Below are 11,189 nucleotides of genomic sequence, written 5' to 3'. Positions count from 1 at the left end.
GCCCCGGGGCCCCGGCGGCCCGCCCGCGGGCGCGTGGCTCTGCTGGCGTGTCCCGGGCGGGGGGGAGCCCGGGGGGGGGGGGGCCCGGCGGCGGTGGCGCGGGGGCCCCCCCAGCGCTCTGCATCCCTATCTCTGCCGCGAGGTCCTGCCCGTCGCCGGTGCCCTCGTCGCCGTCTCCGTAGCCGGCGGCGTCAGTGGCCGCGGCGGACGCGGGCCGCGCGGCGGGCCTCGGCGAGGGCCTTGGCCTCGGCCGTCTTGCGGGACTCCTTGCCCTTGCCGACCCGGCCCGGGCGGGTGCCCATCCCGCGGAAGCCGAGCTCCGACCCGGAGGGCCGGCCCTTCGCGTCGGTCGGCTCGGCGCCGGCCAGCGGCACACCGGGCGGGGTCTTGGCCCCGGTGATCCGGCTCAGTGCGGCCTCGCCGGAGCGCACCTGGGTGATGGTCGGCCGGATCCGGGCGTCCGACATCAGCCGGACCATGTCCCGCCGCTGGTTCGGCGTGACCAGCGTGACGACCTTCCCCGACTCGCCCGCCCGGGCCGTACGGCCGCCCCGGTGCAGGTAGTCCTTGTGGTCGGCCGGCGGGTCCACGTTCACGACGAGGTCCAGGTCGTCGATGTGGATGCCGCGGGCGGCGACGTTCGTGGCGACGAGGACCGTGACCGCGCCCTCCTTGAAGCGGGCGAGGGTCCGGGTGCGCTGCGGCTGCGACTTGCCGCTGTGCAGCCCCTCCGCCCGTACGCCCATGGCCCGCAGGTGCTTCACGAACTGGTCCACGCCGTGCTTGGTGTCGAGGAACATCAGCACGCGGCCCTCGCGGGCGGCGATCTCGGTCGCCGAGGAGTACTTGTCCGCCGCGTGGATGTGCAGGACGTGGTGGTCCATCGTGGACACCGTCGCCGCCGACGGGTCGACGGAGTGGGAGACCGGGTCCTTCAGGTACGTGCGGACCAGCTGGTCCACGTTGCGGTCCAGGGTGGCCGAGAAGAGCATCCGCTGCCCGTCCGCGTGCACCTGGTCCAGGATCTCGGTGACCTGCGGCATGAAGCCCATGTCGCACATCTGGTCGGCCTCGTCGAGCACGGTGATCCGCACCCGGTCCAGGTGCACGTCGCGCCGCCCCACCAGGTCGCTCAGCCGGCCCGGCGTGGCCACGACGACCTCCGCGCCGGTGCGCAGCACGCTGACCTGCCGGCCGATGGACAGCCCGCCGACCACCGCGGCCATGCGCAGCCCCAGGGCCGCCGCGTACGGGCTCAGGGCCTCGGTGACCTGCTGGGCCAGCTCGCGCGTCGGTACGAGGACCAGGGCCAGCGGCCGCTTCGGATCGGCCTTGTGGCCGGCGGTGCGCGCCAGCAGGGCCAGGCCGAAGGCGAGGGTCTTGCCGGAGCCGGTCCGCCCGCGGCCGAGGATGTCGCGCCCCGCCAGGGAGTTGGGCAGGGTGGCGGCCTGGATGGGGAACGGCTGCGTGACCCCGGACTCCGTCATCGTCCGCAGCAGGTCGGCGGGCAGGCCGAGCTCGGCGAAGGACTCCGCCGGCGGCAGCGCCGGCACCGCCGGCTCGGGCATCGCGAACTCGCCCTGCAGGGCGGTGGCGCGCGGGGCCTTGGCGGCCGTGCGGGCGCCGGCCTTGGCGGCGCCCTTCGGGGCGGCCTTGGCGGCGGGCCTGACGCCGAAACGCCCGTAGGGTGACGGGTTCCTCATGCAGAGCCTTCCGTGGGACACGAAAAGGGAAATTTTACCATCGGGGGTTCCAGTGCCTCCTTCGAGGCGGGCCCCAGCTCCCCGGACCGCAGGCGGGCCAGGTGCGCCCGCGCCTCGGCGGTCGCGCGGTCGAACCAGTCGGCGATGACGGCGACCTCGTCGGGGGTGTATTCGGCGAACACCGCGGCGAGCCGGGAGTAGAACGGCTCGTACACCTCCACCACCCGCTGTGCGGCCGCTGGATCGGCCACCACGCGTACCCGGCGCCGGTCGGCCGGGTCCGGCCGGCGCCGGGCGTACCCCGCGCGCTCCAGGCGGTTGAGGACGCCGGTGACCGCGCCGGTGGTGAGGCCGGTCAGGGCGGCCAGGTCGCCGGCCGAGAGCGGCTCGTCCCCGGCTCCCAGGACGTGGCCCAGGCAGGTCAGGTCCGTGACGTTGAGCCCGAGCAGCTGCGCCACCTCCTGCTGGCCGATCAGGCCGAGGGCGACGTAGTGGTCCATACGGGAGATCGCCTCCCCGGCCGTGGCCGCGGGGCGGGGCTTGCCCTGCACGCACATGCTCCTTAGCATCTAAGTTACTTAGCTCGCGAGATACTTTCTTGATCAGATGTTTATCTCGCGAGATAAATCTTCCTGCTCCGCCGAGCCTACTTCGGGAGAACCATGAGCGCGCACGGGCACGTCGACCTCGGACACACCGTCGCCGGCTGGACCGGCACCGCCCTCGCCGTCCTCGGCAGCGCCGCCGCGGGCCTCGGCATCTGCCTGTCCTGGGCGCCCGGGCTCTGGCTCGGCCTCGGCCTCGTCCTCGTGGCCGGCCTGGTTACCTGGCTGCTGCACCTCGCCGGCTGGGGCAAGCCGAGCGGCCCGCGCCCGGCCGCCGACTGGGACTGGCGGGTCCGGGACGCGACCGCCCGCACCGGACACCAGAACTGCCTGGGCTGCCGGGCCGGCGGACGGGCCGCCGCAGCCCCTCGGCCCCGCTCCGTCGAGCTGTCGCCCGCCGCGGACGGCGGAGCATGACGTACGGAAGGGTCACCAGTTCGAGCGGTCCCCGGTTGGCCGCACTCCGGGTGTGGCGTACGGGGCGGGTGGGAAGGATCGAGACGGCTGCACCGCACGTGCGGCCCGCGTGGAACGTTGAGTAAGGATCGGCACCGATGGCAACAGGCACCGTGAAGTGGTTCAACTCCGAGAAGGGATTCGGATTCATCACCCAGGACGAGGGCGGCCCCGACGTGTTCGTCCACTTCTCCGCCATCCAGTCCTCCGGCTACCGGTCGCTGGAGGAGAACCAGAGGGTCGAGTACACGGTCACCCAGGGCCCCAAGGGCCCGCAGGCGGAGTCGGTCGTCCCCCAGTGACACCGCTTCACGCGTTTGCCGTGTGACGGCAGTGGGCCCCGCCGAGGATTCGGGCGGGGCCCACTGCCGTCCCGGGCCGAGACGCCCGGTCGGGGGTCAGGCCTCCCGGAGGGTGATGGCGGCGACCGGGCAGGCCCGCACGGCCTCGCGCAGCAGCGGGCTGCCGTGCCCGTCCTCCCGCCCGGGCAGCACCCGGCTGAACCCCTCGTCGTCCTGGGTGAAGACGTCCGGCGCGGTCAGGGCGCACTGGCCCGCGCCGATGCAGACGGCGGTGTCGATGCCGGTGACGGCGCGCTGCGCGGACACGCCGCTCACCAGGCCACGGGCAGTTCGACCATGCCCTGAATGGTGTCGCCCGGTTTGAACGGGATCCGGTCCGGCTCCGCCGCCAGCCGCAGCCCCGGCAGCCGCTCGAACAGCGTGCCGAGCGCGATCTCCATCTCGGCGCGCGCCAGGTTCTGCCCCAGGCACTGGTGGATGCCGAAGCCGAAGCCCAAGTGGTGGCGGGCCGGGCGGTGCCAGTCCAGGACGTCGGGCTCCTCGAAGACCGCGCCGTCGCGGTTGATGACGGACGTGGAGAAGATCACCCCGTCGTCCGCCCGCACGGTCACCCCGCCGACCTCGATGTCCTCGGTCGCCACCCGCAGCATGCCGTCCGCGATCGACAGGAAGCGCATCAGCTCCTCCACGGCGGCCGGCAGCAGCGCCGGGTCGGCGCGCAGCTCGGCCAGCTGCTCGGGGTGGCGCAGCAGGGTGAAGGTCCCGAGCGAGATCATGTTCGCCGTGGTCTCGTGCCCCGCGATCAGCAGGATCGCCGCCAGCGACACCAGCTCCTCGACGTCCGTCTCGCCGGTCTCCAGGCGCCGCGCGACCAGCTCGTCGAGCAGTCCCTCGCCCGGCTGCGTCCGCTTGCGCTCGATCAGGTCGGCCAGGTAGCCGTTGATCCGCTCGCGGGCCGTCTCCACGTCGGAGAGGTCCGGCCCGCGCAGCAGCCGCCTCGACTGCTCCTCGAAGAACTCGTGGTCCTCGTAGGGGACTCCGAGCAGGGCGCAGATCACCATCGAGGGCACGGGCAGGGCGAAGGCGCTGACCAGCTCCGCCCGCGGGCCGTTCGCGACCATCTCGTCGATCAGCCGGTCCACGGTCTCCTGGATGCGGGGCCGCAGGGCCGCCGTCCGCTTGAGGGTGAAGCTCGGGATCAGCATCCGCCGCTGCGCGTTGTGCACGGGGTCGTCCACGCCGAGCAGGGCGGTGCGGCGCCGTTGCAGGCCCTTGAAGCGTTTGGTGGGGGTCGGGAAGGCCGCGTTGTCGCGGTCGGAGGACAGGCGGCCGTCGGCCAGCAGGGCGCGCGCCTCGGCGTGCCCGGTGACCACCCACACCGAGCGGCCGTCGAAAAGCGTCACGCGCGACAGCGGCCGGCCCGCCCGGAGGGGCTCGTACGCGGCGGGCGGGTGGTAGGGGCAGGTTCGGTCCTGGGGGAAGGCAACGGTTTCTGACATGCAGCACCTCATCGGCATGGTTCCGTGGTTCCGTCTCGCCTGGACCCATTACATGCCCCAGGCACCTATCTCGCCCATGCCACTTTCGGCCAGACAGCTCACTTTCCCCGCAGTGGCCCAAAGGCGTCGCCGGCCGCTCAGAGGTGCGCCTCCAGGAACGCCCGGAGCTCCGTGCCCGTCATCGGGCCCGCCGCCAGGGCCACCGCCTCACCGTCCGCGACGATGACGGCGGTGGGCGCGCCCGTGACGCCGAACCGCCTGGTCGAGCCGGGGCAGCGGGTCATGTCCGTCCGTACGGCCGTCAGGCGCGGGCCGAACTCCTCGGCCGCCTCGGCCACGAGCGCGTCCATCGCCCGGCAGGCCTCCAGGGCCTTGGGCCAGGTCCCGATGAAGTAGGCGAGGACCGGCCCCCGGGCCATGCGGAGGATGAAGTCGAACTCCGCGTCCTCCTGGGGGCGGTGGATCCGAAGTGCCATGTGCGGCGGTGCTCCTGTTCCTGGTGCTGTTCCCGGTGCCGGCCGTGCTCCTGCCGGCGCCCCCTGCTGCGTCCGCCGGGTGCCGGGCGCTGCGGCCCCCATCATCGCGCGGGCCGCCCTGTGCGGGCGGGGCGGCCCCGCCGCCGCGGTGCGTTGTCAGTGCCGCCTGTGAAGCTGGCGGCATGGACGACAGGATGCTCCGGCGCCGGGTGTACGGCGCCGACCACGACGACCCCGACCCCGGCCCGCGCCCCGGCCACGTCTACGGCGAACTCGTGGGCGGCCCCCTGGACGGGCTCCTGCTCGACGTCACGGGCTGGAGCGCGCGCCGGCTCGCCGAGGAGGCGGCCCTCCCCACGGAGATAGGCCGTTACGGGGCCGGCGGCCGGGCCCACTACCGCCGCCGGGCGGACGACCCGGGGCACTGGGACTGGGCGGGCGACAGCCGCTGACCGCCGCTGACCGCTGCAGGGCACGCCTGGCGGGCCTGCGTGCCCGTGTCGCTGCACGCTGCGGCCCACCGGCCGGAGAAAAATCCCGAAAACAGTCTGCGCGAGGTGTCGATCCCGGCCCTCCCCGTTCGACGCACGGGTGAGAGGCGGGGAGAGCCCCCGCCCGCACCGACCGAGGAGCCACCATGCCGCGCTACCTGTCGCTGGTCCGTATCGACGAGAACAGCCTCCCCGCCGACACCCCCTTCCCGCCGGGCTTCCAGGAGCGCATGGGCGCCCTGCTGGAGGAGATCACCAAGGCCGGCGTCATGCTGGACACCGCCGGGCTGCTGCCCACCTCCGAGGCCACCCGCGTCACCTGGTCCGGCGGGAAGCTCAGCTACACCGACGGCCCCTTCACCGAGACCAAGGAGGTCATCGGCGGGTACGCCCTCATGCAGGCCAAGGACAAGGCCGAGGCCCTGGAGTGGACCCGGCGGTTCCTGGAGATCCACCCGGAGGAGTGGACGGTCGGCATCGAACTCCGCGAGATCGCCGAGGGCTGACCACCCCGACGGGCTGTGTTCGTCCACGCAGCCCCGTTTGGCCCGCCCACCCAGCCGTGTTTGCCCCGCCCACCCAGCCCTGTTTGCCCCGCCGCGTCACGGCTGCTCTGATGGGTGGCCGTGACGGCAGCGAGCACGGCCCAGGCGGTCGAAACGGTGTTCAGGATCGAATCGGCCCGGATCATCGCCGGCGTCGCACACATCGTGCGCGACGTCGGCATCGCCGAGGAACTCGCCCAGGACGCCCTGGTCGCCGCACTGGAGCAGTGGCCGCAGTCCGGCGTTCCCGACCGGCCGGGCGCCTGGCTGATGGCCACCGCCAAGCACCGCGCCGTCGACCTGGTCCGCCGCAAGGAGGTCTACGCCCGCAAGCTCGCCGAGGTCGGCCGGACCCTGGAGGACGTGCCGCCGCCCGCCGATCCGGCCGCCCCCGACGACATCGACGACGACCTGCTGCGGCTGATCTTCACCGCCTGCCACCCCGTCCTGGCCACCGAGGCCCGGATCGCGCTCACCCTGCGCCTCATGGGCGGGCTGACCACCCGCGAGATCGCCCGGGCCTTCCTGACCTCCGAGCCGACCGTCGCCCAGCGCATCGTCCGCGCGAAGCGGGCCCTGGCCAAGGCCGGAGTGCCCTTCGAGGTCCCGTACGGGGCCGACCGCGAGGAGCGGCTCGCCTCCGTCCTCGAGGTGATCTACCTGATCTTCAACGAGGGCTACGCGGCGACGGCCGGCGACGACCTGGTGCGCCCCGCGCTGTGCGAGGACGCCCTGCGCCTGGCCCGTGTCCTGGCCGGCCTCATGCCCGGCGAACCCGAGGTGCACGGGCTCGCCGCCCTCCTGGAGTTCCAGGCCTCCCGGACCGCCGCCCGCACCGGCCCCGACGGAGAGCCCGTCCTGCTCGCCGACCAGAACCGGGCCACGTGGAACCGGCTGCTGATCCGCCGCGGCGTCGACGCCCTCCGGCGGGCCGGCAGCGGCCCCTACTCCCTCCAGGCCGCGATCGCCGGCTGCCACGCGCAGGCCGTGCGCTACGAGGACACCGACTGGGCGGCCATCGCCACCCTCTACGGACGCCTCGTCGAACTGACCCCTTCGCCGGTGGTCGAGCTCAACCGGGCGGTCGCCGTCTCCATGGCCGAGGGCCCCGCGGCGGCGCTCCCGCTGGTCGACGCCCTGGCCCGGGAGCCCGCGCTGCGCTCCTACCACCTGCTGCCGAGCGTACGGGGCGACCTGCTGGAGCGGCTCGGCCGGCGCGAGGAAGCCCGCGCCGAGTTCGAAAGGGCGGCCTCGCTCACCGCCAACGCCCGCGAGCGGGCCCTCCTGCTGCGCCGCGCCGCAGGCGCCTGACCCGGGCCCGGCCGGCGAACGCACCCGGCCGCCGACCCGCGCCCCGTCCCTCAGGGCCGGCGGGCGACCGCCCCCGCCCCGAGCGCCGATCCGACCGGCCCGCGCGGCGCGGCCAGCGCGAGGGGCCGGCCGAAGGAGCCGTGCCGGGCGATCTCCCGGACCGTCCGGCGCAGCGCCTCCTGGAAACCCTCCATGGTGCGGCGCGCCGCGGCGGTGTCCACGTAGATCGAGTTCATGTGCAGGCCGTGGGCATCCCGCTGGAACCAGGAGCAGGCGCCGTTGGCGCGTGCCGACCACACGTGCGACGCGGGCCGCCACTCCTCGTGCCGGCCGGCGCCCGGCACCTTGCGCGTGTCGATGTACGAGAAGAAGTTCACCGGGTACGGCCACGAGCGGGCGGCGAACTCCTCGGGCGCCAGCAGCTGCCAGGCCCGTACGAACGGCACGTCGATATGGCGCATCATCTCGCCGAACCCCTCCCGCACCCCGGCCATCACCTGCCCGAAGTCCCGGCCCGGCGAGGCGTCGAACTCGATGGGCATGGTGTTGACGAACCAGCCGACCGAATCCGCCCAGCCGGCCCGGCCCCGCTCGCTCACCGGCATGAAGCCCCGGTAGACGCCCGGTCCGCCGGCCTCCCGCAGGCAGACCGCGACCGCGGCCAGCACGCCCATGAACGGCTTGCCGTCGACCTCCCGGCACACCTTCTCGAACACCTCGGCCTCGCCGGCGTCCAGCAGCTCGGAAGCCTCGTTGACGATGGGGTACATCCGGCCGGGCGCCACGCCGAGGTCCAGCGGGAAGCGGGGGAAGAACGCGCCGTCGCCGCCCGCGACGAACTCCTTCCAGTAGGCGAGGCGTTCGTCGTCGGCGTCGAAGGACAGGTAGCGGCGGCGCTGCTCCTCGGCGAAGTCGAGGTAGGACGGTGCCGGCGCCGCCGCGGGCTCCTCGCCGCGCCGCAGCGCCTCGTACGCGCCCTGCACGTCCTGCACCACGACCGGCATCGACAGCCCGTCGCAGACGATGTGGTCGAAGGCCAGGTAGACGGTCGCCGAATCCTCGCGCAGCACGGCGCCCATCGTGAACAGCGGCCAGGACAGCGTGTCGATGCTCCGCTTGAACCGCTCCGACAGGTATCCGACCAGCTCCCGGTTCGAGTCGAAGGAGGCCACGGGCACGGCGTCCAGGGCCAGTTCGCCGGGGGTGATGGGCTCGCACGCCAGCTCCCCGGCCAGCCTCCGGAACGTGCACCGCAGCACCTCGTGGCGCTGTACGAACGCCAGCAGCGCCCCGGCCAGCGCCTCTTCGTCCAGCGCCCCCTCGACCTCGAAGGTCACGGCGACCCAGGACGCGACCGGGTCGTCGGCCCCGCGGCTCTCCTCGGCGACGGTGAAGTGCTTGTCCTGGTTGAACGAAGCCCACCGGCCCGCACCGGCCGGCTCCGGCCCCGCGGTGGACCGGAGCCGCCACTCGACGACCCGGCCCGGTGCCATCCCGTGCATCTCCAGAGGAAACTGCCGCATCAACGCCATCCCTTCGCCCCCAAGTCAACCCCGAGGCCCTAACGACACCCGGGCTGCGGAAGTGACGCCGGGCCGCGGCCCGGGGGATCAGACCTCGGCGCTGTCGGGGCGGACCTCGATGCGGTCGGCGGCCAGATCGACGGCCACGCGGTGCTCCATGCCCAGGGCCTCCAGGAACTTCCGGGGCAGCTGTACGCGGCCGGTGCGGTCCAGCATCACGTACTCGCGCTCGCTCACCGACTCCGCGCCGTGCTCGTCGGTGACGGTGCGGCGCAGCACCTCGCTGCTGGTGCGGCCGTCGCGGATCGCGACCGTGCGGCGCACCTCGCCCGCGACGAGCGGGTCGTGCGTGACGATGACCACGGTGGCGCCGAGCTCCCGGTTCACGGTGCGGAACGCCTCGAAGATCGCGGCACCGGTGTCGGAGTCGAGCTCGCCGGTGGGCTCGTCGGCCAGCAGCACCGCCGGATCGTTGGCCATGGCCACCGCGATCGCGACCCGCTGCTGCTGTCCCCCGGAGAGCTCGGCGGGCCGGCGGCCCGCCAGATCGGCGATGTCCAGGGCCTCGAGGAGCTCGGCGACCCGGGCCGCACGGCCGGCCCGGCCGGCGGGGGAGCGGCCGGCGGCGGAGCGGCCCGCACTGCGGGCACGGCCGCGCAACTGCATGGGCAGGGCGATGTTCTGAGCAGCCGTCAGGAACGGCAGCAGGTTGCGGGCGGTCTGCTGCCAGACGAAGCCCACCGCCTCCCGCCGGTAGCGCAGCCGCTCCTTCGCGGACATCTCCAGCAGGTCGTACCCGTCGACGGTGGCCGTGCCGGCGGTCGGCACGTCCAACCCCGCCAGGATGTTCAGGAGCGTCGACTTGCCGCTGCCGGAGGCGCCGACCAGCGCCACCAGATCACCCCGGGACACGGTCAGTTCCAGCCCCTGCAGGGCCTGCACCTCGACCCCGTCGGTGCTGAAGATCTTCACCAGCCGGTCGCAGGCGATGGCCGTTCCCGCCTCCGGGCCGCGGGGCGCGGAGGCCGCAAGGGCCTTTCGGCGCAGCTCTTCGTAGGTCGGCTGCTCGGTGTTCAACGCTGGTCTCCCGCTCTCAACTCGGTGGTGATCTGGCGCCGCCCGGACACCGCCGCCTCGGCGCACACGGCCACGGCGACCAGCCCGGCCAGCCCGAGCACCTGGGTCAGCACGGGCCCCGCGGCCGGCCGGACCCCGCTCGGCACGGTCGAGCCGACCAGGGTGGACAGGTCCACCGCGGGCCCGAGCAGGGCCACGGCCGCCGCGGCCACGGCGGCCCCGCCCAAGGTGGCGGCCACACCCTGCGGGAGCGCCTCCACCAGGACCAGCTGGAGGCCCTGCCGGGGGCGCAGGCCCATCGTGCGCAGCCGGGCCAGCACCGCGGCCCGTTCGGGAGCGGCCCGCACCAGGGTCAGCAGGACCGCCAGCAGGGCGAAGCCCGCCGCGCCGGCCAGGGACGCCCAGAACAGCCGGCCCGCAGACCGCTGGAGCGGGTCGTCGGCCAGCTCCTCGGCGACCCCGGTGCTGGTGGCTGTCTGGAACTTCCCGGCCTGGCCTGCGGGCTCGGCGGCCCGGACGACCTCCCGCAGCCGGTCCTCGTCGACGGCGCCGGTGGCGAACCACCGCTCGGGGCGGGCGGTCCGGGGCAGCGCGGCCGTCGCCGGACCGGCGGGCAGGACGACCACCGCCCCGCCGGTGCCCGGCCGGGCCGGGGTGGCGTCCACCACGGCGACGCCCTTCACCTTCACCTCGCCGCCCCCGTCCGGGCGCAGCAGGAGCGGCTGCCCGTCGAGCGGGGCCATCCGGGCGAGTGCACCGCCGAACAGGGCGGGCACGGGGGCGTCCGGGGAGCCGGAGGTGCCGGGGGCGAGGAGCGCCGGGTCGAAGCGGCCGCGGCCCGCCGTCCGGGCCAGTTCCGCGTACGCGACCGGCTCGGCGACGATCACCGTGACCTGGGTGGAGCCCTCGGCCGTGCCGAACACGAACGCCTGGTCGTCGCTCCACACGCTGACGGACGTCCGTACGCCGGGCAGCGCGGCGGCAGCCCGCGCCATCGCCTCGGGCACGGAGGAGTTCTGCGGTGCGGTGATCTGCACGTCGCCGCCGACCGTCTGCCGGGCCACCTGGATCCGGGCGGTGTCCACCGCGCCGAGCACGGTGGCGCCGAAGCTCCCGGTGATCACGGCCAGCAGCAGGGCCACCAGCGGCAGCGCCGACGGACGGGCCGCGCCCGCAGTGCCGCGCGCGGCGCGGGCCAGGC

At 74.3% G+C, this 11,189-nt stretch carries 13 protein-coding genes; 5 read left to right on the top strand and 8 right to left on the bottom strand.

Annotation, left to right across the window (positions count from 1 at the left end; genetic code table 11):
• Window positions 1–191 precede the first annotated feature (191 nt).
• Together ABZ924_RS18155 and ABZ924_RS18150 are read right to left on the bottom strand one after the other, a co-directional pair.
• Window positions 192–1,568, bottom strand: a complete 1,377-nt coding sequence (locus ABZ924_RS18155) for a DEAD/DEAH box helicase (RefSeq protein WP_361910235.1) — start codon at window positions 1,566–1,568, stop codon at window positions 192–194.
• 131 nt (window positions 1,569–1,699) lie between these two features.
• On the bottom strand, window positions 1,700–2,260 hold the full coding sequence (locus ABZ924_RS18150) for a MarR family transcriptional regulator (protein WP_361910220.1): 561 nt from the start codon (window positions 2,258–2,260) through the stop codon (window positions 1,700–1,702).
• 105 nt (window positions 2,261–2,365) lie between these two features.
• Between ABZ924_RS18150 and ABZ924_RS18145 the strand changes: the two genes are divergently transcribed.
• Both ABZ924_RS18145 and ABZ924_RS18140 read left to right on the top strand, forming a co-directional pair.
• Window positions 2,366–2,725 carry an HGxxPAAW family protein gene (locus ABZ924_RS18145; protein ID WP_361910219.1) on the top strand — a complete coding sequence of 120 codons (360 nt, stop codon included), beginning with the start codon at window positions 2,366–2,368 and terminating at the stop codon, window positions 2,723–2,725.
• Window positions 2,726–2,862: 137 nt separating this feature from the next.
• Window positions 2,863–3,066 (top strand): cold-shock protein, encoded by a 204-nt coding sequence (locus ABZ924_RS18140; RefSeq protein ID WP_361910217.1) that lies wholly within the window; start codon window positions 2,863–2,865, stop codon window positions 3,064–3,066.
• A 96-nt stretch (window positions 3,067–3,162) separates the two neighbouring features.
• On the opposite strand, the gene ABZ924_RS18135 is transcribed toward ABZ924_RS18140, so the two are convergent.
• From ABZ924_RS18135 to ABZ924_RS18125, 3 genes are all read right to left on the bottom strand, one after another.
• The gene (locus ABZ924_RS18135; protein WP_361910214.1) at window positions 3,163–3,372 is read right to left on the bottom strand and encodes a ferredoxin; all 210 of its coding nucleotides are present in this window, start codon (window positions 3,370–3,372) and stop codon (window positions 3,163–3,165) included.
• 5 nt (window positions 3,373–3,377) lie between these two features.
• A complete protein-coding gene (locus tag ABZ924_RS18130) occupies window positions 3,378–4,565 on the bottom strand; it encodes a cytochrome P450 (RefSeq protein ID WP_361910212.1) in 1,188 nt (395 codons plus the stop codon).
• A gap of 137 nt (window positions 4,566–4,702) precedes the next feature.
• Window positions 4,703–5,041: a thioredoxin domain-containing protein gene (locus ABZ924_RS18125; protein ID WP_361910209.1), complete on the bottom strand. Its 339-nt coding sequence runs from the start codon at window positions 5,039–5,041 to the stop codon at window positions 4,703–4,705.
• Between the two features lie 182 nt (window positions 5,042–5,223).
• Here ABZ924_RS18125 and ABZ924_RS18120 point away from each other — a divergent pair, with 182 nt between their 5' ends.
• The 3 genes from ABZ924_RS18120 (at window position 5,224) to ABZ924_RS18110 (ending at window position 7,388) form a co-directional block, all read left to right on the top strand.
• The gene (locus tag ABZ924_RS18120) at window positions 5,224–5,493 is read left to right on the top strand and encodes a hypothetical protein (RefSeq protein ID WP_361910207.1); all 270 of its coding nucleotides are present in this window, start codon (window positions 5,224–5,226) and stop codon (window positions 5,491–5,493) included.
• Between the two features lie 185 nt (window positions 5,494–5,678).
• Window positions 5,679–6,038 (top strand): YciI family protein, encoded by a 360-nt coding sequence (locus ABZ924_RS18115; RefSeq protein ID WP_361910204.1) that lies wholly within the window; start codon window positions 5,679–5,681, stop codon window positions 6,036–6,038.
• A 120-nt stretch (window positions 6,039–6,158) separates the two neighbouring features.
• Window positions 6,159–7,388 (top strand): RNA polymerase sigma factor, encoded by a 1,230-nt coding sequence (locus ABZ924_RS18110; protein ID WP_361910201.1) that lies wholly within the window; start codon window positions 6,159–6,161, stop codon window positions 7,386–7,388.
• Window positions 7,389–7,438: 50 nt separating this feature from the next.
• Here the strand turns inward: ABZ924_RS18110 and ABZ924_RS18105 are convergent, their stop codons facing one another.
• From ABZ924_RS18105 to ABZ924_RS18095, 3 genes are all read right to left on the bottom strand, one after another.
• Window positions 7,439–8,911, bottom strand: coding sequence for a condensation domain-containing protein (locus ABZ924_RS18105; RefSeq protein WP_361910198.1), 1,473 nt, complete (start codon window positions 8,909–8,911; stop codon window positions 7,439–7,441).
• An 87-nt stretch (window positions 8,912–8,998) separates the two neighbouring features.
• The gene (locus ABZ924_RS18100; RefSeq protein WP_361910232.1) at window positions 8,999–9,958 is read right to left on the bottom strand and encodes an ABC transporter ATP-binding protein; all 960 of its coding nucleotides are present in this window, start codon (window positions 9,956–9,958) and stop codon (window positions 8,999–9,001) included.
• 26 nt (window positions 9,959–9,984) lie between these two features.
• The gene (locus ABZ924_RS18095) at window positions 9,985–11,130 is read right to left on the bottom strand and encodes a hypothetical protein (protein WP_361910195.1); all 1,146 of its coding nucleotides are present in this window, start codon (window positions 11,128–11,130) and stop codon (window positions 9,985–9,987) included.
• Window positions 11,131–11,189 lie beyond the last annotated feature (59 nt).

This window comes from Streptomyces sp. NPDC046876 (assembly GCF_040645035.1).
GTDB lineage: Bacteria > Actinomycetota > Actinomycetes > Streptomycetales > Streptomycetaceae > Streptomyces.
This window is presented reverse-complemented; position numbering and strand designations above follow the sequence as displayed.